At 71.3% G+C, this 21,682-nt stretch carries 19 protein-coding genes; 15 read left to right on the forward strand and 4 right to left on the reverse strand.

Going from position 1 to position 21,682, the window contains the following annotated elements:
- The first annotated feature begins 10 nt into the window (after window positions 1–10).
- Window positions 11–934, forward strand: a complete 924-nt coding sequence (locus Acor_RS07475) for a sugar phosphate isomerase/epimerase family protein (RefSeq protein WP_155335823.1) — start codon at window positions 11–13, stop codon at window positions 932–934.
- Here the strand turns inward: Acor_RS07475 and Acor_RS07480 are convergent.
- The 3 genes from Acor_RS07480 to Acor_RS07490 form a co-directional block, all read right to left on the reverse strand.
- Entirely contained in the window at window positions 924–2,417 is a 1,494-nt protein-coding gene (locus Acor_RS07480; RefSeq protein WP_155335824.1) for a flavin-containing monooxygenase, read from the reverse strand. The two genes, Acor_RS07475 and Acor_RS07480, sit on opposite strands and share 11 nt — an antisense overlap.
- Complete coding sequence (locus Acor_RS07485; RefSeq protein ID WP_218034175.1) at window positions 2,414–2,866, reverse strand: cupin domain-containing protein; 453 nt, start codon at window positions 2,864–2,866, stop codon at window positions 2,414–2,416. The genes Acor_RS07480 and Acor_RS07485 overlap by 4 nt, the downstream gene beginning before the upstream one ends.
- A gap of 86 nt (window positions 2,867–2,952) precedes the next feature.
- The gene (locus tag Acor_RS07490) at window positions 2,953–3,714 is read right to left on the reverse strand and encodes an IclR family transcriptional regulator (RefSeq protein ID WP_155335825.1); all 762 of its coding nucleotides are present in this window, start codon (window positions 3,712–3,714) and stop codon (window positions 2,953–2,955) included.
- Window positions 3,715–3,776: 62 nt separating this feature from the next.
- On the opposite strand from Acor_RS07490, the gene Acor_RS07495 reads away from it, so the two are divergent.
- The 7 genes from Acor_RS07495 (at window position 3,777) to dmpG (ending at window position 9,613) form a co-directional block, all read left to right on the forward strand.
- Complete coding sequence (locus Acor_RS07495) at window positions 3,777–4,517, forward strand: SDR family oxidoreductase (protein WP_155335826.1); 741 nt, start codon at window positions 3,777–3,779, stop codon at window positions 4,515–4,517.
- Window positions 4,517–5,020 (forward strand): cupin domain-containing protein, encoded by a 504-nt coding sequence (locus Acor_RS07500; RefSeq protein WP_155335827.1) that lies wholly within the window; start codon window positions 4,517–4,519, stop codon window positions 5,018–5,020. Before Acor_RS07495 ends, Acor_RS07500 begins: the two co-directional genes overlap by 1 nt.
- Window positions 5,017–5,877: an alpha/beta fold hydrolase gene (locus Acor_RS07505; RefSeq protein ID WP_155335828.1), complete on the forward strand. Its 861-nt coding sequence runs from the start codon at window positions 5,017–5,019 to the stop codon at window positions 5,875–5,877. The genes Acor_RS07500 and Acor_RS07505 overlap by 4 nt, the downstream gene beginning before the upstream one ends.
- Window positions 5,874–6,809, forward strand: a complete 936-nt coding sequence (locus Acor_RS07510) for a DODA-type extradiol aromatic ring-opening family dioxygenase (RefSeq protein ID WP_155335829.1) — start codon at window positions 5,874–5,876, stop codon at window positions 6,807–6,809. Before Acor_RS07505 ends, Acor_RS07510 begins: the two co-directional genes overlap by 4 nt.
- Before the next feature lie 101 nt (window positions 6,810–6,910).
- A complete protein-coding gene (locus Acor_RS07515) occupies window positions 6,911–7,681 on the forward strand; it encodes a 2-keto-4-pentenoate hydratase (RefSeq protein WP_155335830.1) in 771 nt (256 codons plus the stop codon).
- Window positions 7,682–7,742: 61 nt separating this feature from the next.
- On the forward strand, window positions 7,743–8,618 hold the full coding sequence (locus Acor_RS07520) for an acetaldehyde dehydrogenase (acetylating) (protein ID WP_170316838.1): 876 nt from the start codon (window positions 7,743–7,745) through the stop codon (window positions 8,616–8,618).
- Window positions 8,615–9,613: a 4-hydroxy-2-oxovalerate aldolase gene (dmpG, locus tag Acor_RS07525; protein WP_155335831.1), complete on the forward strand. Its 999-nt coding sequence runs from the start codon at window positions 8,615–8,617 to the stop codon at window positions 9,611–9,613. Before Acor_RS07520 ends, dmpG begins: the two co-directional genes overlap by 4 nt.
- 286 nt (window positions 9,614–9,899) lie before the next feature.
- Here dmpG and Acor_RS07530 read toward each other — a convergent pair whose 3' ends face one another.
- Window positions 9,900–12,131, reverse strand: a complete 2,232-nt coding sequence (locus tag Acor_RS07530; RefSeq protein WP_155335832.1) for a helix-turn-helix transcriptional regulator — start codon at window positions 12,129–12,131, stop codon at window positions 9,900–9,902.
- Window positions 12,132–12,309: 178 nt separating this feature from the next.
- Between Acor_RS07530 and dnaK the strand changes: the two genes are divergently transcribed.
- The 7 genes from dnaK to Acor_RS07565 all read left to right on the forward strand — a co-directional run bounded on the left by dnaK (window position 12,310) and on the right by Acor_RS07565 (window position 21,610).
- A complete protein-coding gene (gene dnaK, locus Acor_RS07535; RefSeq protein WP_155335833.1) occupies window positions 12,310–14,172 on the forward strand; it encodes a molecular chaperone DnaK in 1,863 nt (620 codons plus the stop codon).
- Window positions 14,135–14,695 carry a nucleotide exchange factor GrpE gene (locus Acor_RS07540; RefSeq protein ID WP_155335834.1) on the forward strand — a complete coding sequence of 187 codons (561 nt, stop codon included), beginning with the start codon at window positions 14,135–14,137 and terminating at the stop codon, window positions 14,693–14,695. Before dnaK ends, Acor_RS07540 begins: the two co-directional genes overlap by 38 nt.
- Entirely contained in the window at window positions 14,695–15,471 is a 777-nt protein-coding gene (locus tag Acor_RS07545) for a DnaJ C-terminal domain-containing protein (RefSeq protein WP_155335835.1), read from the forward strand. Before Acor_RS07540 ends, Acor_RS07545 begins: the two co-directional genes overlap by 1 nt.
- On the forward strand, window positions 15,468–15,749 hold the full coding sequence (locus Acor_RS07550) for a chaperone modulator CbpM (RefSeq protein WP_155335836.1): 282 nt from the start codon (window positions 15,468–15,470) through the stop codon (window positions 15,747–15,749). The genes Acor_RS07545 and Acor_RS07550 overlap by 4 nt, the downstream gene beginning before the upstream one ends.
- Window positions 15,739–18,315, forward strand: coding sequence for an ATP-dependent chaperone ClpB (gene clpB, locus Acor_RS07555; RefSeq protein WP_155335837.1), 2,577 nt, complete (start codon window positions 15,739–15,741; stop codon window positions 18,313–18,315). Before Acor_RS07550 ends, clpB begins: the two co-directional genes overlap by 11 nt.
- 1 nt (window position 18,316) lies before the next feature.
- Window positions 18,317–18,739, forward strand: coding sequence for a thioredoxin (trxA, locus tag Acor_RS07560; RefSeq protein ID WP_155335838.1), 423 nt, complete (start codon window positions 18,317–18,319; stop codon window positions 18,737–18,739).
- Between the two features lie 162 nt (window positions 18,740–18,901).
- A complete protein-coding gene (locus Acor_RS07565) occupies window positions 18,902–21,610 on the forward strand; it encodes a winged helix-turn-helix domain-containing protein (protein ID WP_155335839.1) in 2,709 nt (902 codons plus the stop codon).
- The last annotated feature ends 72 nt before the right edge of the window (window positions 21,611–21,682 follow it).

Here is a 21,682-nt window from a genome sequence, read left to right on the forward strand (position 1 = left end):
AGGGGAACACATGCGGCTCGGACTGTTCACGGGATGCCTGCCCCGCCTCTCGCTGGAGGCGATCGCCGAATGGTCCGCGCGGCAGGGCTACGACGCGCTGGAGGTGGCGGCCTGGCCGACGGCCGCCACCGAGGCCGGTTACGCCGCCCACATCGACGTCGCCGGGATGACCGGCGACGAGATCGCCAGGGTCCGGGGCGTGCTCACCCGCAACGGCCTGACCTTGTCGGCCATCAGCTACTACGCCAACAACCTGCACGGCGACGACGCGGAACGCGAGCGGATCCACCGCCACCTGCTGGCCTGCGTCGACGCCGCCGCCGCCCTGGAGGTGCCGTGCGTCGGCACCTTCGTGGGCCGCGACGCGTCCCGCTCGGTCGCCGACAACCTCGCGCGGGCGCAGCGGCACTTACCGCCGCTGGTGGAGTACGCCGCCGCCCGCGGCATCCGCCTGGTCATCGAGAACTGCCCGATGGAGTCCTGGCACCCCGACGGGTATCCCGGCAACCTCGCCTACTCCCCCGAACTGTGGGACTGGCTGTCCGGCCTCGGCCTGTACCTCAACTTCGACCCCTCCCACCTGGTGTGGCTGGGCATCGACCCGATCGACGCGCTCCGCCCCCGCCTGGAGCGCGGCCAGGTCCTGCACGTGCAGGCCAAGGACATCGAGATCGACGACCGGGCCCGCACCCGCTACGGCTTCTTCGGCAAGACCGTCGGGCGGCAGGCCCCCGAGGACGTCGGCTGGTGGCGCTACCGGGTGCCCGGCCGTGGCCTCCTCGACTGGAACCGCCTGGTGGACACCCTCTACGCGGGCGGCTTCGACGGCGTCGTGGCCGTCGAGCACGAGGACCCGGTGTGGGGCGGCTCGGAAGAGCGGATCAAGCAGGGGCTCCAGATAGCCGCCGGTACGCTCCGCCCGCTCATCCTCTGAGCCCGACCGGGTCCTCGGCGGCGGCCGGGGTCAGGCGTTTCAGCAGGGCCGGGGTGACGCGGCGGTAGGCGGCCGGGTTGATCGGGTTGAGCCAGTGCGACGCCCGGACGCGGGCGCCGATGTTGAGCCCGAGATCGCCGAGCACCTCGTCGACGTTGTGCATGGAGAACGGGATGATCTTGGTGCCGCGGCAGTGGTGCGCATCGGTGGCCACGTCCATGAACGCGAGCTGGTCGACGACCCGCCGGCGCATCTCCGCCTGGTCCGGCAGGGGCACCTGGCCCGCGAGGTCGGCGGCGATCCAGACGGCGGCCATCTCGGCGTTGAGCGGGCTGAAGAAGGAGGAGTTGTAGCCGTTGAAGTACAGGCCGGGCACGTCGAGGGGCCGGATCTGCCGGTAGAGCAGGAAGTTGCCGCGCTCGTCCAGCAGCCGGTCCTGGACGTCGCCGGGGAGGAACGGGACGCCCTGGGTGTAGCCGGTGGCGCAGATGACGAGGTCGGCCGGGAGCGTGCTGCCCTCGTCCAGTTCCGCGTACGGACTGCCGTCCTCGGCGTACAGCCGGGTGATGACGCGGTCGTGGCGGACCGAGATCCTGCCTTCCCCGACCCCTTCGAAGAAGCCCTCGGTGGCCAGGCCGATCGCGCCCCTGACGATGTCCTCCATGTGGCCGGGCGGCACCAGGCCCAGCTTGGCGAGGCCGAACTGGCGCACCGAGACGGAACCGATGGAGTTGATCATCCGGCCGCGCATCCCGTCGCCGGGGCCGTGCAGGAACTTCTCCAGGCCGCGTAGGCGGATGTAGCGGAACAGCGCCTCGCCCATGCGGGTGAGCAGCAGCATCTTGAAGTTGAGGAAGCCGCCGATCTTGCGTGGCACCTTCCAGAGCAGGTGGCGGGCGATCACGGTGGTGGTGGCCGCCGTCAGGCTGACCGGCACGGTGATGTCGTTGGCGGATTTTCCGTACCCGACGATCAGGACGTGCTTGCCGCGGGCCTGTTCGGCGTCGTGCACGTCGGAGACCGCGCGCAGCCGGCCGCCGGCCGCGGTGAACTCCGCCAGGCCGGGGTAGGCCGGGACGGCGGGCTCGCAGAACACGCCGTTGGCCACCACGAGCCGGTCGAAGCGGGTGGTCTCGCCGCCCGCGGTGACCGTCCAGCCGCCGGGGCCGGGTTCGGCGGAGGTCACCTCGGTGTCCAGCCGCAGCGCGGGGGTGAGGCCGGACGCCTCGGCGTAGGCGGCCAGGTACTCCTGGATCTGCTCGCCGCCGGGCCACTGCGGGAAGTGTTTGGGCATCGGGTAGTCCGACAGCGCGTACTGCGCCTTCGGGCTCTGGGTGCACAGGCCCGGGTAGCGGCGGGTGCGGCTCCAGACGCCGCCGACGTCGGGCGACTTGTCGTAGATCAGCACGTCGTGCCCGGCCTGCTTGAGCACCTTGGCCGTGGCGAGGCCGGCCACCCCGGCGCCGATGATCCCGATTCTCATGGCAGCCGCATCTCAAGGCCGAAGTCGGCCATGATCTTCTTGATCAGCGAGATGTCCTTGGGGCCCGGCGGCATCTCGGCGAGCGCCTGGTAGTAGCCCTCCAGCCCGGCCGGCGAGACCACCGAGATGACCCGGCACTCCTCGTCGGAGGAGTTGCGGAAGGTGTGCACGACGTCGCGCGGCAGGTACAGGTAGTCGCCGTGCTCCAGGGTGAAGTCCTGGCCGCCCAGGTGGGCGTCGAGCCGTCCGGCCAGGATGATGAACGACTCGTCCTCGCGGGTGTGCAGGTGCGGCGGCGGTCCTTCGGTCCGCGGCGGAACCGTGTACTCGAACAGCGAGTACGCGTCGTGGGTCGACTTGCCGTCGGTCTTCATCGTGATCCCGATGCCGATCGCCGCGATCTTGTGCCCGTCGCGGGACGGCAACATGTATCCACCGCCGAGAGTCACCGCTGTCTCCTTTGTGTCGGTGTGTCTGAGGTCACAGCGTGGAGTTCCGCGGCGTGCTTGGCAATGATCTGTCCCACTCAGTAGGACTATCGGCCTTTGGCGTAGGCCCGGGACGCGGCCGAGGCGGCCATCCGCACGGCCGGGCCGATCCTGTCGGCCCGGATGAACTGGCTGGGCCCGGTGACGGACAGGGCCGCGACGACATCGCCCAGCGGCCCGAAGATGGGCGCGGCGACGCAGCTGACGCCGATGTTGCCCTCCTCGCGCTCCACCGCCCAGCCGCGTTCCGGGACGGCCGTCAGCTCGCGCACGATCGCGACCGAGCTGGTCAGAGTGCGCGGCGTGCGCGCCGGCAGCGGGCCGCGCAGCACCGAGTCGATCACCGCCGGGTCGGAGTAGGCGAGGATGGCCCGGCCCAGCGCCGAGCAGTACGCCGGGATGATCCCGCCGACCTGGGACAGCATCGGCATCGCCCGATGGCCGGTGATCTTCTCGACGACCAGGATCTGCCCGCCCTCCAGGACGCCGAGCTGCACGGTGATCCGGGTCGCGTGGTGCAGGTCCTGCAGGAACGGCAGCACCGCCTCGCGCAGCTCCATCCGGATCGGGGCGAGGCTGGCGATCTCGAACAGGCGGTTGCCGATCCGGTAGCGTCCGCCGGGTTTGTCCAGCCAGCCGAGCCGGATCATCCGGTCGGCGGTCCGGTGCGTGGTCGACCGGGGCAGGCCGCACCTGGCCACCAGGGCGGCGAGGGTCAGCTCGCGGTGGGTGGCGTCGAACGCGCCGAGGATCGCGGCCGCCCGGTCCAGCCCGCCCGCTCCGGATTCGTCCCGCTCAGTGGGACTCAACGTTGGTTCCCTTGTGCATACGAGTCAGGCTAAACCCGGCATCCATACCTGGGGAGGCAGTCATGCGTACCGCACTCGTCGGCGGCGGAGCCACCGGCATCGGCTACGCGATCGCGTCGCGGCTGGCCCGGTCCGGGCACCGCGTGGTGATCACCGGCCGCCGCGGCGACGCGCTCGACGCCGCCGCGCTCCAGCTGAAGGAGGAAACGGGCGCGACCGTAGAGACGCAGGTCAGCGACGTCTCCGCTGGCGACGCCGACGTCGGATCCGCCGACATCCTGATCGTCAACGCGGGCGGTCCCCCGCCCGGGCGGATCCTGGACGTGGCCGACGACGCGTGGCGGGCGGGCGCCGAACTGCTGCTGTTCGGGCCGCTGCGGCTGGCGCGGCAGGCCCTGCCCGGCATGGCCGGGCGCGGTTTCGGCCGGGTGGTGTTCGTGACCTCCGCGGCGGTACGGCAGCCGCAGCCCGACCTGGCCGTCTCGGTGGTGCTGCGGTCGGCGGTCACAGCCGCGGCGAAACTGCTCGCCCGCGAGTACGCGGCCGACGGCGTCACGGTCAACTGCGTGGCCCCCGGCGCGACCGACACGGCACGCCGCCGCGAGATCCTGGCCGGGCGGGCGCTCCGCACCGGACGGTCCTACCAGGACCTGGACGCGGACGACACCGGCGGCATTCCGGCCGGGCGGCCGGCCCGGCCGGACGAGATCGCCGCCGCCGTCGCGTTCCTGACGTCGGCGGACGCGAGTTACCTCAACGGGACCGTGCTCACGGTCGACGGCGGAAGGACGGAAACGATCTGATGACCCATTCAGGATTCGGCTTCAGCCTGGCAGGCTTCCTCGGCTCGATCAGCGACACGGTACGGCCGAGCCCGGCGCGTCCGGTGGTCGTGCACGCGGCCGAACTGGAGACCCTGCCGGCCGACCAGGTGCACAATCCGACCAAGCTGTCGATCGCCGGCAAGCTGCCGACGGTGTCGTTCGAGATCTTCCGCCAGACGATCCCGGCGGGGCTGAGCTCCGACATGCAGCGGCACCACCACGAGACGGTGCACTACGTGATCTCCGGCCGGGGGCACAGCGAGATCGAGGACGAGACCGCGGACTGGGCGGCGGGCGACTTCGTGTACACGCCGCCGTGGACGTGGCATCGGCACTACAACGACTCGGCGGACGAACCGGTCGAGTTCCTGACCATCGAGAACTCCCGGCTACTCAACCTGCTGTGCGTCGGCCGCCGCCAGAGCGCCGGCCTGGCCACCGTCGCGGAGGCCCGCGCCCGCTTCCCGGAGGCCACGGAATGAGCGGACATATCAGCATCTGGGGTGAGTTGGCGGATGTCGACCATGAGCTGTCCCACGTCGAGGTCGGCGGTGTGCGGACGCGGGTGCTGCGCGCGGGGGCCGGGCCGGATCTGATCCTGCTGCACGGCACCGGCGGGCACCTGGAGGCGTACGCCAGGGACATCGCCGGGCTGGCCGCGCGGTTCCGGGTGACCGCGTACGACATGGTGGGGCACGGCTGGTCGGATCTGCCGGACCGGCCGTACACGATCGACGTGCTTTCCGGCCACCTGATCGGCCTGATGGACGCGCTGGGGATCGAGGCCGCGCACCTGTCCGGCGAGTCGCTCGGCGGGTGGGTGGCCGCCTGGACGGCCGCGCACCATCCCGGCCGGGTCGACCGGCTGGTGCTCAACACGCCGGGGAACATCGCCAACAAGCCGGAGGTGATGGCGCGGCTGCGGGAGAGCACGATGACCGCGGTGCTGGACCCCAGCGACGCGAACGTGCGGCGGCGGGTCGAGTTCCTGTTCCACCACAAGGAGATGGTCACCGACGAGCTGGTCGGGCTGCGCCGGGCGGTCTACGGGCGGCCGGGGTTCGTGCGGGCCATCACCAACACGCTCGTGCTGCAGGACCCGGTGGTGCGCAAGGATTTCGCCTGGGAGCCCGGCTGGGTCGGCAAGATCACCGCGCCGACGCTGCTGCTGTGGACCGACCACGACCCGACCGGCGGCCTGGACGAGGCCGCGATGCTGCGGGAGTGGCTGCCGGACTCCCGGCTGTACGTGATCGCCGACGCCGGGCACTGGCCGCAGTGGGAGAAACCGGACGAGTACCTGCGGGTGCACCACGAGTTCCTGCTCGGCGCGTCATGAGCGAGATCATCGGCATGGTCGGCATGTCGCACTCGCCGTTCGCGACCCTGCTGCCGCCGCCCGGCGCGGGCCAGCCGGGCGGGCGGTTCCTCGCCGACGCCCGGCGGGTCGAGGCCGCCGTGGCCGGGCTCGCGCCGGACGCGCTCGTGGTCATCGGGCCCGACCACTTCCACGCCAACTTCTACGACGCCATGCCGCCCTTCGTGCTCGGCGTCGAGCACGCCGACGGCTTCGGCGACTTCGGGAGCAAGGCGGGCCCGCTGCCGGTCGCCGCCGACCTGGCGTGGTCGATCCGGGACTCCCTCGCCGACGACGGGTTCGACCTGTCCCTGTCGTACGCGCTGACCGTCGACCACGGGATCGTGCAGAGCTACGAGATGGTCCGCGGCGGAGCCGAGCTCCCCATCGTCCCGCTGATGGTGAACACCGCCGCCCCGCCCCTGCCCGGCATGCCGCGCTGTGTACGGCTCGGCCGTTCGCTCGGCGCGGCGATCCGGGCGTCCGCCTACCCGGGGCGGGTCCTGATCGTGGCCAGCGGCGGGCTGTCGCACTGGCTGCCGTCCAACGACCCGCGCGACCCTTCGGTCGCCGCCGAACGCCGCGCGGCGGTGATCCACGGCCGCAAGGACCCCCGCGCGTTCGCCGCCGCCCGCGAGCCGAGGGTGCTGGCGATGGCCGGCAATCCGGACGCGCCGGTCAACGCCGGGTGGGACGCGTGGTTCCTCAAGCAACTCGCCGCGGCCGACCTCGGCCCGGTGACCGACCTCGGCGACGAGGGCCTGGAACGGCACGCCGGGAGCGGCGGCCACGAGATCCGCACCTGGCTGATCGGGCTCGCCGCCGCCGACCGGCCACTGGTGTGGACCAGCTACGAGCCAGTGCCCGAATGGATCACCGGCATGGGCATCGGCACGACCTTCGAGGTGAGCTGAATGGCGCCGCCACAACTGTCCGAGGTGAGCTGAATGGCCCTGGCACAACTGTCCGAGGTGAGCTGAGATGGCGCTGGCACAACTGTCCGAGGTGAGCTGAGATGGCGCTGGCACAACTGTCCGAGGCGCGTGCCACCGGGCGGCCCTGCGCTCCTGTGCGGACTCTGCTGCCGCCCGGGGACGTCGGCGCGGCCTACGCCGTGCAGTCCGCCTGGGTGGCCGCGCAGGTCGCGGCCGGGGCCAGGGTGGTGGGGCGCAAGGTCGGGCTCACCAATCCGGTCGTGCAGCGGCAGCTCGGGGTCGGCCAGCCCGACTTCGGGGTGCTGCTCGACACCATGGAGTGCCCGGCCGGGCAGGAGATCGACATCGCCAGGACGCTCCAGCCGAAGATCGAGGCCGAGGTCGCGTTCGTGCTCGCGGCCGACCTGACCGGCCACACGATCGGACCGGCCGAGGTGGCGGCCGCGACCGGCTGGGTGGCGGCGGCGCTGGAGATCGTGGACAGCCGGATCGCGGGCTGGGACATCGACATCGTCGACACCGTCGCCGACAACGCCTCCTCCGGCCTGTTCACGCTGGGCGGGCGGCGCCGCCTGGACGGGCTGGACCTGCGCGGCTGCGCGATGACGATGCGGCGCGGCGACGATGTCGTGTCCACCGGGTCCGGGGCCGCGTGCCTCGGTGACCCGCTGAACGCGGTCGCGTGGCTGGCCGTGACCGCGCGCGATCGCGGCCGTCCGCTGCGGGCGGGTGACGTGGTGCTGTCCGGCGCGCTCGGCCCGATGGTGCCGGTTCTGCCGGGCGACCGTTTCGAGGCCGTGATCGACGGGATCAGCGCGGTCAGCGCGGCCTTCAGCGGAGGGCATTCATGACGGACGTGGCCGTGATCGACGGGATCGGCGCGGTCAGCGCGGCCTTCAGTGGGGAGCGTTCATGACGGATGTGGCTGTGATCGGTTCGGGGAACATCGGCACCGATCTCATGATCAAGATCTTGCGTGGGGACACCGGCCTGCGGGTCGCGGCCATGGCCGGCGTCGATCCGGCCTCCGACGGGCTCGCCCGCGCCCGGCGGCTCGGCGTCGCCACCACCGCCGACGGGGTGAAGGGGCTGACCGCCTTGCCCGGGTTCGAGGACATCCGGATCGTGTTCGACGCGACCTCCGCGGCGGCGCATCTGGAGAACGCCCGCGAGCTGGCTCCGTACGACATCCGGATGGTGGACCTCACGCCGGCCGCGCTGGGGCCGTTCGTGGTGCCCGCCGTCAATCTCCGCGAGCATCTCGGGGCGCGCGAGGTGAACATGGTCACCTGCGGCGGGCAGGCGACCATTCCGATCGTGGCCGCGGTGTCCTCGGTGACCCCGGTCGGGTACGCGGAGATCGTCGCGTCGATCGCGTCCAGGTCCGCAGGGCCGGGCACCCGCGCCAACATCGACGAGTTCACCGAGACGACCGCGCGGGCGATCGAGTCGGTCGGGGGCGCGTCCCGCGGCAAAGCGGTGATCGTCCTCAATCCGGCCGAGCCGCCGCTGATCATGCGGGACACCGTGTTCTGCCTGGTCGGCGAGGCCCATCCCGGGATCGCAGCGGCCGTCGAGCGGATGGTCGCCGAAGTCGCCGCGTACGTGCCCGGTTACCGGCTCAAACAGCCGGTGCAGGTCACCCCCTTGGGCGACGCCCATCAGGTCAGCGTCCTGCTCGAAGTCGAAGGCGCAGGACACTACCTGCCGGCGTACGCCGGGAATCTCGACATCATGACGTCCGCCGCCCTGCGGGTCGGCGAGCGGCTGGCCCTGGAGACCTCATGAGCCTGTACATCCAGGATGTGACCCTGCGCGACGGCATGCACGCCACCCGGCACCGCCTCCACCCCGACCAGGCCGCGCAGATCGCCGCCGCCCTTGACGCGGCCGGGGTGGACGCCATCGAGGTCGCCCACGGCGACGGGCTCGCCGGTTCCAGCCTCGCCTACGGGCTCGGCAGCCACACCGACGCGGAGTGGATCGAGGCGGTCGCGGGCGTGGTCACCCGCGCCCGGCTGACCACGCTGCTGCTCCCCGGCATCGGCACCATCGCCGACCTCAAACAGGCGTACGCGCTGGGGGTCCGCTCGGTGCGCGTCGCCACCCACTGCACCGAGGCGGACATCGCCGCCCAGCATATCGCCACCGCCCGCGACCTGGGCATGGACGTGGCGGGATTCCTCATGATGAGCCACATGGCCGCCCCCGCCGCCCTGGCCGGACAGGCCGCGCTGATGGCCTCCTACGGGGCGAACTGCGTCTACGTAACCGACTCGGGCGGGCACCTGACGCCGAAGGGCGTGCGCGAACGCGTCCGGCTGTTCCGCGAGGAACTCGATCCCACCGTCGAGATCGGCATCCACGCCCACGACAACCTCTCCCTCGCGGTGGCCAACTCACTGGCCGCCGTCGAATCCGGCGCGATCCGGGTGGACGCCTCACTGGCCGGTCACGGCGCAGGCGCGGGCAACTGCCCCCTCGAAGCGTTCACCGCCGCCGCCACCCTGGACGGCTGGCCACACGGCTGCGACCTGTTCGCCCTCCAGGACGCCGCCGACGACCTGGTCCGCCCACTACAGGACCGCCCAGTCCGAGTCGACCGCGAAACCCTCACCCTCGGCTACGCCGGGGTGTACTCCAGCTTCCTCCGCCACGCGGAAACCACCGCCACCCGATACGGCATCGAGGTACGAACCCTGCTCCTGGAAGCCGGCCGCCGCAGCCTCGTCGGCGGCCAGGAGGACCTACTCCTCGACATCGCCCTCGACCTACGCAAATAGCCCAATTCCGGCCGGTGACCAGCCTCGATCCGCCCTTTCCGGGGCGCTACTCGACCTCAGCTCGCCCTATTCGGGACGGTGGCCAGCCTCAGCTCGCCCTTTTCCGGGCGGTGATCGACCTCAGCTCGCCCTTTTCCGGGCGGTGATCGACCTCAGCTCGCCCTTTTCCGGGCGGTGATCGACCTCAGCTCGCCCTTTTCCGGGCGGTGATCGACCTCAGCTCGCCCTATTCGGGACGGTGATCGGCCTCAGCCCCATTGGGGGCGGTGGCCAGCCTCGGCTCGCCCTATTCGGGGCGGTGGTCGGCCTCGGCCGCGAGGCGGGCCAGGGACACCCGGGAGTCGATCTCCAGCTTGCGGAAGACCTGCCGGAGGTGGAAGGCGACCGTGTGCACGCTGATGAACATCTGCTCGGCCACCTGGCGGTTGGTCCAGCCCTGCGCGACCAGGTGGGACACCCGCAGTTCGGTGGCGGTCAGGCTGTCCCAGCCCGACACCGGATGGTCGGCGGCGGACCAGTGCCGGTGGCGCACGCCCATCCGGCGCATCCGGCGGCGAACCCTGGCCGCGTCCCGGGTCGCGCCGCACTCGCCGTAGCCGGTCAGTGCCTCGTCGAGACCACGCAGCGCGCCCGGCCGTTCACCGGCCCGGGCCAGGATCACGCCCAGATCCTCCGACGCGGACGCCCGGCACCAGGCATCGGGTGCCGTCCTTGCGGCCCGCGACAAAGCCGACGCATCGGCGCAGAGCAGGCCATGCGCGTGCGCCGCCGCAGCCGTGAAGCGGCGGCGTCCCGGGTCGGCGGACGCCAGTTCAGCGGACACAGGTTCCGCGGACGCCCAGTCCGCAGACTCCGGTCCTCTGGATACCTGGTCCGCAGACGCCCGATCCACGGACGCCGGTTCTCCGGACGCCCGGTCCGCAGACGTCGGTGCCGCAGAGGCCCGATCCGCGGACGCTGGTGCCGCAGACGCCGGTGTCGTGGATGCCAGTTCGGCGGAGAGCACGGTGACCCGTTCGGCGAGGGCTCGGCGGCCGAGTGTGAGCGCCAGTCTGACCAGCCAGGGGGCGGCCGTAGGTTCGGCCGATAGGAGGGTCCGGCAGGTGGCCGGTTCGGCGCAGAAGTGGCGGAGGAGTGTCATCGCCGGGCCGGCGCCGTCGCGGGCCTCGACGACCTGGGCTAGGAGCAGTTCGGATCGGATCCTGGCCGGGGAGGTGTCCGGTGGGAGGGCCGATCGGTCGGCTTCCGCGCGTGCCGCCGCGTCCGCCAGGTCGCCGCGGCGGAGCATGTCCCGCACGTCCGAATCGCTCGTCGTTCCGTGGGCGGCGCGCATGTCGTCGGCCTGGCGGTGTAGGGGTCCGCGTATGGCCGGGGGCAGTCCTTCGATGACGGCCCGCCAGAGCACCTCGTGCTGGAAGGTGAGCGTTTCGGCGTCGGCGGCCAGCACCCCGGCGGTGATTGCCTCTTCCAGGGCGGGCAGTAGCAGGGCCGGGGAGGAGCCCAGTAGTTCGGCCGTCTCCTCCAGCCGGAAGGCCCGGCCGAGCACCGCCGCTGTCTCCACCAGTTGCCGTGCTTCGGGGGTCAGGAGGTCGAGGCGCTGCCGTACCGAGATCTGGAGGCGGTCGGGCAGGTGCGCGGACAGTATCCGCGCGCGGCCGGGGGTGATCTCCAGGCAGTTCTCGTCGCGCAGGCCGCGCAGGAGGTCGACGAGGAGGCCGGGGTTGCCGTCCGCGTCGGCTGCCAGGGCGAGGAGCGCGGGGTCGGGGGGCGCGCGCAGCACGTCGGCGGCCAGTTCGGCGACCGCGGCGGCCGGTAGTGGCGGGAGCCTCACCCGGGGGGCGCCGTGCCGTTCGAGGATGTCGAACAGTGCGTCGACGTGGTGGTGACCGTCCGTGACCGTGCGGGCCAGGAGCCAGGCGACCGGCAGCTCCGCGAGCGAGGCGTGCAGGGTGCGCACGGCCATCAGCGTGGTCGTGTCGGCCCACTGCAGGTCGTCGAGGGTGACCAGCAGCGGCCGTCGCCCGGCCATGGCCGCCAGACCGCTCCGCAACTGAGCGAGAAGAGCTTGTCCTACCCCGAGAACCGGTCCTCCAGAGAGATTCGGTCCATTCGCCCGATCGGGTCCCCCCGCGAGATCCGATCCACCCGCCCGACCAGGTTCCCCTACGAGATTCGGTCCATCCGCCCAATCAAGTCCTCTCGCGAGATTCGGTTCATTCGCCCGACCAGGTCCCTCCGCGGGATTCGGTCCATCCGCGAAATCGGGGGAATCGGGGGAATCGGGGGAATCGGTGACTGCCAGGACCAGTGGTGCCAGGGGGATCAGTTGGCCGAGTTCCTCGGCTGTGCCGGCCGTCACCGAGAAACCGCGTGCGCGTGCGGCGGTGGCGGCTTCGGTGAGGAGCCGGGACTTGCCCATGCCTGGCTGGCCCTCCAGGAGGAGGGCGGCCGAGTGTCCGCCCTCGGCGGCCTCGAACAGGCGGGCGACGGCGGACCATTCGCGCTCGCGGCCCCTCATTGGTGCGGACTCCCCGGTCGGCAGGCGGGCCCTGCGGCCGCCTCTCTCGCAGGGAATACCCAGGTCAGAGGCGCTCACCCCCTCAAGTTGGCGGGTGGATGGCTATCCGATCGGAGGATGTGAGACCCACGTCACCCGGACACGCTGGAGAAGTGACCCGACTGGGGAGGGTGCAGTGATGGCCAAAGCCGTAGGTATTGATCTGGGCACCACGAATTCGGTGATCGCGGCGACGGAGGGCGGTCAGCCGACCGTGATTCCCAATGCCGAGGGGGCGCGGACGACGCCGTCGGCCGTGGCCTTCACGGAGCAGAGCGAACGCCTGGTCGGCCAGCTCGCCCGCCGGCAGGCCATCCTGAACCCGAAGGGCACTATCTATTCGGCCAAACGTTTCATCGGCCGCAAGTTCGACGAGGTCACCAGCGAGATGAACGCCGTCTCGTTCGACGTCGTCGAAGGGCCGGGCGGGGCGGTCAGGTTCCAGGTGCGCGGCAAGCAGTACGCGCCGGAGGAGATCTCCGCGCAGGTGCTGCGCAAGCTGGCCGACGACGCGGGCAAGTTCCTCGGCGAGCGGGTCACCGAGGCGGTCATCACGGTGCCCGCCTACTTCAACGACGCGCAGCGCCAGGCCACCAAGGACGCGGGGAAGATCGCCGGGCTGGACGTGCTGAGGATCATCAACGAGCCCACGGCGGCAGCGCTCGCGTACGGGTTCGACAAGAAGGCCAACGAGACCGTGCTCGTGTTCGACCTGGGCGGCGGCACCTTCGACGTGAGCATCCTGGCCATCGGCGACGGCGTCGTCGAGGTCCGCGCCACCTCGGGGGACGGCCACCTGGGCGGCGACGACTTCGACCGCAGGATCGTCGACCGGCTGGCCGTGGAGTTCCAGCGCCAGGAGGGCATCGATCTCCGTACCGACCCGCAGGCGTTGCAGCGCCTGTTCGAGGCGGCGGAGAAGGCCAAGACGGAGCTGTCCTCGGTCACCCAGACGTCGGTCAGCCTGCCGTTCATCACGGCGGACGCGAACGGGCCGAAGCATTTGAACACAACCCTGATGCGCTCCACCTTCGAGGAGCTCACGGCCGACCTGATCGAACGCTGTATCGGCCCGGTGGAGCAGGCCATCGCCGACGCCAAGCTCACCGCCGACGACATCGACGAGGTCATCCTGGTCGGCGGCTCGACCAGGATCCCGGCCGTGCAGAACCTGGTGAAGCGGCTGACCGGCGGCATGGACCCGAACATGACCGTCAATCCTGACGAGGTCGTGGCGGTCGGCGCCGCTCTGCAGGCTTCGATCATCAAGGGCGAGGTGAGCGACGTCCTGCTGCTGGACGTCATCCCGCTGTCACTGGGGCTGGAGACGCTCGGCGGCGTCATGACCAAGGTCATCGAGCGGAACACCACCATCCCGGCCCGGCGTACCGAGACGTTCAGCACGGCCGAGGACAATCAGGGCGCGGTGGACGTGGTGGTGCTCCAGGGTGAGCGGGAGCGGGCCGCGGACAACCGGGTGCTCGGCCGGTTCCGGCTGGAGAACATCCGGCCCGCGCCCCGGGGTGTGCCGCAGGTCGAGGTCACCTTCGACGTGGACGCCAACGGGATCCTCAGCGTGTCCGCCAAGGACAAGGACACCGGGGGCGAGCAGCGCATCACGATCAGTGAGAGCTCCAACCTGGATCAGTCCGAGATCGAGCGCATGGTCAGGGACGCGGAGCAGCATCGCGGCGAGGACGCCAGGCTGCGCGAGCAGATCGACGCGCGCAACGAGCTCGACTCGGCCGCGTACCAGGTCGAACGCAAGCTCAACGAGCAGGGCGAGGCGGTGCCGACGCATGAGAAGGCGCGGGCGAACATGCTCGTCAGCGACGCCCGCCAGGCCGTGAAGGAGGAGGCGCCACTGGACCGGCTCCGGTCGCTGACCGCCGAGTTGCGGCAGGTCTACCACGGCCTCGGCGCGGGCGGCGGGCAGCGGACGCGGGCGCAGGAGGAGGACGGCGATGACGTCATCGACGCCGAATTCACCGAATCCGACTGAGCACACGACCGCGAACCCGACGGAAGAGCCGACCGCAGGCCCCGATGCGAGGGTCGCCGGTCAGGGGTCGGGCCGAACGGCCGACCTTCCGCCCGCAGGCCCCGATGCGAGGGTCGCCGAGCTGGAGGACCGGCTGCTGCGATCGGCCGCCGACCTGGACAATCTACGCAAACGCCTGGCCGGGGAGCTGGAACGCGAGCGGGCCAGAGCCACCGCCGAGTGGCTGCCCGTGCTGGACAACCTCGAACTGGCGCTGCGCCACGCCAAAGCCGATCCGGAGGCCGTGGTGGACGGGCTGCGGGCCGTACACGAGCAGGCGCTCGCGGTGCTGAGCCGCCTCGGCTACCCGCGCCAGGACGACGAGGGCGCGGCCTTCGATCCGGAACGCCACGACGCGGTCGCCACCGTACCAGCCATCAGCGCTCCGCCCGGCACCGTCGCCGAGGTCGTCAGGCCCGGTTACGGCGAGGGCGGCCGGCGGCTCCGGCCGGCGGCGGTCGTGGTGGCGACGAAGGGCGACTGATGGATTTCTACGAGATTCTGGGGGTGTCGCGGGACGCGTCCCAGGAGGAGATCCAGCGGGCGTACCGCAAACTGGCGCGCGCCTACCACCCGGACGTCAACAAGGACCCCGCGGCCGAGGACCGGTTCAAGGAGGCGTCCGAGGCCTACCAGGTGCTCTCGGACCCCGAACGGCGCCGTGAATACGACAAGGCGCCGGCGCCCGGATGGACTTCGGACGTCGAGGACCTGTTCGGCGGCGTCTTCGGCCGCCGCTGGGGGCCGATGGCGGGCGCCGACCAGGAAGCCGACCTGTGGCTGACGGTCGAGGAGGCCTATCGCGGCGGCCAGCACGCACTGAAGATCGACTCCAGGTCGATCGACGTGACCATCCCGCCGGGCGTCGCCGACGGCCGGCGGATCAGGCTCTCCGGTCAGGGCGGCCGGGGCGGCGGCGGCGCGCGGCCCGGCGACCTCTACCTGACGGTCCGCATCACCAAACACCCGCGCTACCGCGTCAAAGACCGCGACCTCTATGTACGGCTCCCGCTCACCCCATGGGAGGCGGCGCTCGGCGCGAACGTCGCCCTCGACACCCCGGGCGGCGAGGCCAAGGTCCGGGTGCCGCCGGGCACCTCGTCCGGCCGCCGGCTCCGCTTGCGCGGCCGCGGCCTGGCCGGCGGCGACCTGTACGCGGAAGCCCGGATCATGGTCCCGCCCCACCCCACCGACGAGGAACGCAAGCTGTTCGAGCGGCTCGCGGCCAGCTCCCGTTTCGACCCCAGGAGACGACCATGACTTTCGCCCTGGTACGGCCCGCCCGGCTGACCCTCGACGCCTTCGCCCGCGAAACCTGCCTGCACCCCGAACTCGTCCGCCGCCTGGTGGCCCTGGACCTGCTCCAGGCCTCGGCCGACACGGCGGGCAACCTGTGGCTGCCCGCGGACCAGCTCGCGAAGGTGGCCCGCATCCAGCGCCTGCGCGCCGGCTTCGCCCTCAACTACGCGGCGCTGGGCCTGGTCATCGACCTGCTCGACCGGATCGCCGAACTTGAGGAGCACAACCGTGGACGCTGACCGGCTGACCCAGAAATCCCAGGAGGCCCTGCACGACGCCCAGACCAAGGCGCTGCGCTTCGGCCACACCGAGGTGGACGCGGAACACCTGCTGCTGGCCCTGCTGGACCAGGAACTCGGGCCGCGGCTGCTGGCCGGTGCGGGCGCGGACGTCCCCCGGCTGACCGCGGAACTGGAGGCCGAACTGGCCCGCCGCCCCCGGGTCAGCGGACCGGGAGCCGCGCCCGGCCAGGTGTTCCTCACCCAGCGCCTGTCCCGCCTGCTCGACACCGCCGCCCAGGAGTCCGGCCGCCTCAAGGACGAGTACGTCTCGGTCGAGCACCTGCTGATCGCCCTGCTGGAGGACGTGCCGCTGCTGCGCGAGGCCGGCCTCACCCGGGACGCCTTCCTGGACGCGCTCACCGCGATCCGCGGCAACCAGCGCGTCACGTCCGCGATGCCGGAGGCCGCCTACGAGGCCCTCCAGAAGTACGGCCGCGACCTGGTCGCCGACGCCGCCGCCGACCGGCTCGACCCGGTCATCGGGCGGGACTCCGAGATCCGGCGGGTCATCCAGATCCTGTCCCGCAAGACCAAGAACAATCCCGTCCTGATCGGCGACCCGGGCGTCGGCAAGACCGCCGTCGTCGAGGGCCTGGCCCAGCGCATCCACCGGGGCGACGTGCCGGAGGGCCTCCGGGACCGGACCGTCTTCAGCCTCGACATGAGCGCGCTGGTCGCCGGCGCCAAGTACCGGGGCGAGTTCGAGGAACGCCTGAAGGCCGTGCTCGGCGAGGTCAGGGCGGCGGAGGGCCGGATCATCCTGTTCGTCGACGAGATGCACACCGTGGTCGGCGCGGGCGCGGCCGAAGGCGCGATGGACGCCGGCAACATGCTCAAGCCGATGCTGGCCAGAGGTGAACTGCGCATGATCGGCGCCACCACGGTGCAGGAATACCGCAAGCACGTGGCGAAGGACGCCGCGCTGGAGCGGCGCTTCCAGCCCGTCATGATCGACGAGCCGTCGGTGGAGGACGCCGTGTCGATCCTGCGCGGCCTGCGCGAGCGCCTGGAGATCTTCCACGGCGTGAAGATCCAGGACGGCGCGCTGGTCGCCGCCGTGACGCTCAGCCACCGGTACATCTCCGACCGGTTCCTCCCGGACAAGGCCATCGACCTGGTCGACGAGGCGTGCGCGCTGATCCGTACCGAGATCGACTCGATGCCGGCCGAGCTGGACGAGCTCACCCGCCGGGTGATGCGGCTGGAGATCGAGGAGGCGGCGCTGGCCAAGGAGCAGGACGACGCCCAGCTGGCCGGGCTCCGCAGGGAGCTGGCCGACCTCAAGGCCGAGGCCGACGCGACGCGGGCCCAGTGGGAGGCCGAGCGGCGGGTGCTGCGCCAGGTGCAGGAGCTGCGCCTGGAGATGGAGAACGCGCGCCGCGAGGCCGACCAGGCCGAACGCGCCTACGACCTGAACCGGGCCGCCGAACTGCGGCACGGGAGGCTGCCCGAGCTGGCCCGCCGGCTGACCGCCGAGGAGGAGCGGCTGGCCGCCAAGCAGAGCGGGCACCGGCTGCTGCGCGAGGTGGTGACCGAGGAGGAGATCGCGTCGATCGTGTCCCGGTGGACCGGCATCCCGGTGAGCCGGCTCCGGGAGGGCGAGCGGGAGAAGCTGCTCCGGCTGGACGAGATCCTGCACGAGCGGGTGATCGGCCAGGACGAGGCGGTCCAGCTGGTCGCCGACGCGGTGATCAGGGCCCGGTCCGGCATCAAGGACCCGCGCCGCCCGATCGGCTCGTTCGTCTTCCTCGGGCCGACCGGCGTCGGCAAGACCGAGCTGGCCAAGGCGCTGGCGGCGGCGCTGTTCGACACCGAGGAGAACATCGTCCGGCTGGACATGAGCGAGTACCAGGAGCGGCACACGGTCAGCAGGCTGGTCGGAGCGCCGCCCGGATATGTCGGATACGAGGAGGGCGGGCAGCTGACCGAGGCGGTGCGGCGCAAGCCGTACAGCGTGGTGCTGTTCGATGAGATCGAGAAGGCGCACGCGGACGTGTTCAACACGCTGCTGCAGGTCCTGGACGACGGGCGGCTGACCGACGCGCAGGGCCGCACGGTCGACTTCCGCAACACCGTGATCATCATGACGTCCAACATCGGCTCGCAGTACCTGCTGGACGGCGTCACGCCGGGCGGCGAGCTCAAACCCGAGGGCCGCGACCGGGTGATGGCCGAGCTGCGCCGGCACTTCCGGCCGGAGTTCCTCAACCGGGTCGACGACATCGTGCTGTTCAAGCCGCTGACCGAGCACGAGATCGAGCAGATCGTGGAGCTGATGTTCGACGACGTCCGGGTCCGCCTCGCCGACCGCGACCTCGACCTGGAGGTCACCGAGCCGGCCCGCCGCCACCTCGCCCGGCAGGGCTTCGATCCCGTGTACGGCGCGCGCCCGCTGCGCCGTTTCATCGCCCGCGAGGTCGAGACCAGGATCGGCCGGGCCCTGCTCGCCGGAGACGTGCCGCCCGGCACCACGATTGTCGTGGACGCCGCGGAAGGCGACCTCGTCATCCGGTTCGGTGACTGACATGGTCGTCCAGTGTCCCGGGTGCGGGCGGAAGAACCGGGTCCCCGCCGTCGGCGACGGCCTGCCGCACTGCGGCGCCTGCCACTGTTCGCTGCCCTGGCTGGCCGAGGCCGGCGACGACACGTTCGCCGAGGTGGTCGAGGCGGCGAAGATCCCGGCCGTGGTCGACTTCCGCGCGGCGTGGTGCGGGCCGTGCCGCATCATCAGCCCGGCGCTGGAACACGTGGCCGAACACCGGGCCGGCCTGATCAAACTGGTCAAGGTCAACGTGGACGAGGCCACCAGAACCGCGGAACGCTTCGCGATCAAAAGCATCCCCGCCCTGATGGTGGTACGGGACGGCCGGGTGATCGCGGTCCGGTGCGGGGCCGTCCCCGAATACGTGCTGGAGGAATGGATCGACGACGTCCTCGCCCGGATCTAGACCGCTCCCGCGATGAGCAGGACGAGACCGACGAGGGACGCCACGTGGCCTCCACGGTGGTGATCGGCAGCCGGTTGTGGCCCACCGGTCATGGCGAACTCCGCGTACGGTGGAGCCACGTGTGACCAGATGATCTCTCGGCGGCACGGGAGGATGGTGGTCATGGCAGGCCCACTGCTTGAGACCAAGCTCCACATCCCCAGGCGGCGACGCGATCTGGTGACGCGTCCGAGATTGATCGAGCGCCTGAGCCGTGGGGCGGAGTCGGCGTTGACGCTCGTGTCGGCCCCGGCCGGGTTCGGTAAGACGACGCTGCTGGCGGAATGGCTGGCAGCCGCCCCTGCCGATGGACCCGCCGCGGCGTGGCTCTCGCTCGACCAGCGCGACAACGATCCCCCGTTGTTCTGGACATATCTGGTCACCGCGCTGAAGACGGCGGCGCCCGGGGTCGGCGCGAATGCGCTCTCGCTCCTGCGGTCACCCCAGACACCGGTCGAAGCGGTCCTCGCCACTCTGCTCAACGACCTGGACGCCCTCCCGATTGATGTCGTGCTGGTGCTCGACGACTACCACGTCATCGACGCGCTCGACGTACAGGACGGGATGGCCTTCCTGCTGGAGCACCTGCCGCCACAGCTGCACCTGGTGATCGCCGGTCGCGCCGACCCGGCCTTTCCGCTGGCGCGGTTGCGCGGGCGTGGCGAGCTCGCCGAGATCCGCGCCGCCGATCTGCGCTTCACGCCCGGCGAGGCCGCGGCGTACCTCACCGGGGCGATGGGATTGATGCTGACGGCGCGGGATGTCGCCGCGCTGGAGGGGCGCACCGAAGGGTGGATCGCCGCGCTCCAGCTGGCGGCGCTCTCGCTGCAGGGGCGCGACGACGTCGCCGCGTTCATCGCCGGCTTCGCCGGGGATGACCGGTACATCGTCGACTACCTGGCCGAGGAGGTCCTGCAGCGCCAGCCAGAACCGGTCCAGCGCTTCCTGCTGCAGACCTCCGTCCTGGACCGGCTGTGCGGCTCACTGTGCGATGCCGTCACGGGCCAGGACGGGGGCAAGGCCAGGCTGGCGGCGTTGGAGCGAGGGAACCTGTTCCTGGTCCCGCTTGATGACCGCCGCCGGTGGTATCGCTATCACCAGCTCTTCGCCGACGTTCTGCAGGCGCACCTGCTGGACGAGCGGCCCGGCGACGTTCCCGACCTGCACCGGCGGGCCAGCGCTTGGTACGAGCGGAACGGCGAGCCGGCCGAGGCGATCCGCCACGCGCTGGCCGCCGAGGATTTCGAGCGGGCGGCGGACCTGGTCGAGCTGGCGATTCCGGCCATGCGCATGAGCAGGCAGGAGGCCGCGGTGCGTGGCTGGTTCCGGATGCTTCCCGACGAGCTGGTCCGCGTCAGGCCCGTGCTCAGCGTCGGGTTCGCCGGGGTGTTACTGGCCGTCGGCGAGTTCGAGGGCGTTGAGGACCGGCTGCTGGACGCCGAGCGGTGGCTGAACACGACGACGGGTGTCGGCGCATCGGCGGAGATGGTCGTCGTCGACACCGCGGAATTTCGCCGCCTCCCGGCGACGATCGAGCTGTACCGAGCCGGACAGGCCCTGGCCCGGGGCGAGGTGCCCGGCGCCGCGCGGCACGCCCGGCGAGCCCTCGATCTCTCCCCTGCGGAGGACCACCTTTGCGGGGCGGCGGCAGCTGGGTTGTTGGGGCTGACGTTCTGGACGAGCGGGGACCTTGAGGCGGCACACCGGGCGTGGGCCGACTGCATGGCGGGGCTGCACCGGGCCGGGCACGTCGCCGACACCTTCGGGTGCGCGATCGCGCTGGCGGACATCCGGCTTGTGCAAGGTCGTCCCGGCGAGGCGATGCGCACCTACGAGCAGGCCTTGCTGCGTGCGCCTGACCAGGACGGGTCGGTTCTGCGGGGAACGGCGGACATGTACGTGGGGATGAGCGAGCTCCACCGCGAGCGCGACGACCTGCCTGCCGCCACGCGGCATCTGCTGCGGAGCCAGGAGCTGGGCGAGCACACCGGGTTGCCGCAGAACCGGTATCGCTGGCGGGTCGCGATGGCGCGGATCCGGGAGGCCGAAGGAGATCTGGGCGGCGCGCTTGACCTGCTCGACGAGGCGGAGCGCCTGTACACGGGTGATCTCTTCCCCAATGTGCGGCCGATCCCGGCGATGAGGGCACGGGTGCACGTCGCGCGGGGCGGGCTGGGTGAAGCACTGGGATGGGCGCGTGAACGGGGTCTATCCGTTTCGGACGAGCTCAGCTATCTGCGCGAGTTCGAGCACATCACCTTCGCCAGAGTGCTCCTGGCCGCGACCGAGCGCTCCGTTGACGAGGCGACCCCGTTCCTGGAGCGCCTGCTGCGCGCGGCGGAAGAGGGAGCGAGGACGGGGAGTGTCATCGAAGTGCTGGTGCTGCAGGCGCTTGCCCACCAGACGCGAGGCGACATCCCCGCCGCCCTCGCATCGCTGCGGCGCGCGCTGACGCTGGCCGAGCCGGAGGGCTACGTTCGCATCTTCGTGGACGAGGGTCCGCCGATGGCCGCCCTGCTGAGAGCGGCCGCGAAACAGGGGATCGCCCCGAGCTATGTCCGCCGGCTCCTGGCGGCCCTCGACAAGACTGACAAGACCCCGCCCGTCCGACAGGGCTTGGTCGAACCGCTGAGCGAGCGCGAGCTGGACGTGCTCCGGCTGCTCGTCACCGACCTGAATGGCCCGGACATCGCTCGCGAACTCAGCGTGTCCCTGAGCACCGTACGGACTCACACCAGGAACATCTACACCAAGCTCGGCGTGAACAACCGTCGGGCCGCGGTCCGCCGGGCGGTGGAACTCGACTTGATGTCCCGGAACCGCGACCGCTGACCATTTCACCACGTCATTCATCACATGTGGTGATGCTTCCTCATCACGTCTCCTCCTACTTTTCGATCAGAC

The organism is Acrocarpospora corrugata, assembly GCF_009687845.1.
Lineage (GTDB): Bacteria > Actinomycetota > Actinomycetes > Streptosporangiales > Streptosporangiaceae > Acrocarpospora > Acrocarpospora corrugata.

Bases quoted from the DNA above. Each gene is read 5' to 3' on its own strand.
- Acor_RS07545 (WP_155335835.1), top strand. From the start codon at position 14,695: ATGGATTTCTACGAGATTCTGGGGGTGTCGCGGGACGCGTCCCAGGAG.
- Acor_RS07480 (WP_155335824.1), bottom strand. From the start codon at position 2,417: ATGAGAATCGGGATCATCGGCGCCGGGGTGGCCGGCCTCGCCACGGCC.
- trxA (WP_155335838.1), top strand. From the start codon at position 18,317: ATGGTCGTCCAGTGTCCCGGGTGCGGGCGGAAGAACCGGGTCCCCGCC.
- Acor_RS07565 (WP_155335839.1), top strand. From the start codon at position 18,902: ATGGCAGGCCCACTGCTTGAGACCAAGCTCCACATCCCCAGGCGGCGA.
- dmpG (WP_155335831.1), top strand. From the start codon at position 8,615: ATGAGCCTGTACATCCAGGATGTGACCCTGCGCGACGGCATGCACGCC.
- Acor_RS07540 (WP_155335834.1), top strand. From the start codon at position 14,135: ATGACGTCATCGACGCCGAATTCACCGAATCCGACTGAGCACACGACC.
- Acor_RS07520 (WP_170316838.1), top strand. From the start codon at position 7,743: ATGACGGATGTGGCTGTGATCGGTTCGGGGAACATCGGCACCGATCTC.
- Acor_RS07510 (WP_155335829.1), top strand. From the start codon at position 5,874: ATGAGCGAGATCATCGGCATGGTCGGCATGTCGCACTCGCCGTTCGCG.
- Acor_RS07515 (WP_155335830.1), top strand. From the start codon at position 6,911: ATGGCGCTGGCACAACTGTCCGAGGCGCGTGCCACCGGGCGGCCCTGC.
- dnaK (WP_155335833.1), top strand. From the start codon at position 12,310: ATGGCCAAAGCCGTAGGTATTGATCTGGGCACCACGAATTCGGTGATC.
- Acor_RS07500 (WP_155335827.1), top strand. From the start codon at position 4,517: ATGACCCATTCAGGATTCGGCTTCAGCCTGGCAGGCTTCCTCGGCTCG.
- Acor_RS07495 (WP_155335826.1), top strand. From the start codon at position 3,777: ATGCGTACCGCACTCGTCGGCGGCGGAGCCACCGGCATCGGCTACGCG.
- Acor_RS07505 (WP_155335828.1), top strand. From the start codon at position 5,017: ATGAGCGGACATATCAGCATCTGGGGTGAGTTGGCGGATGTCGACCAT.
- Acor_RS07550 (WP_155335836.1), top strand. From the start codon at position 15,468: ATGACTTTCGCCCTGGTACGGCCCGCCCGGCTGACCCTCGACGCCTTC.
- Acor_RS07530 (WP_155335832.1), bottom strand. From the start codon at position 12,131: ATGAGGGGCCGCGAGCGCGAATGGTCCGCCGTCGCCCGCCTGTTCGAG.
- Acor_RS07475 (WP_155335823.1), top strand. From the start codon at position 11: ATGCGGCTCGGACTGTTCACGGGATGCCTGCCCCGCCTCTCGCTGGAG.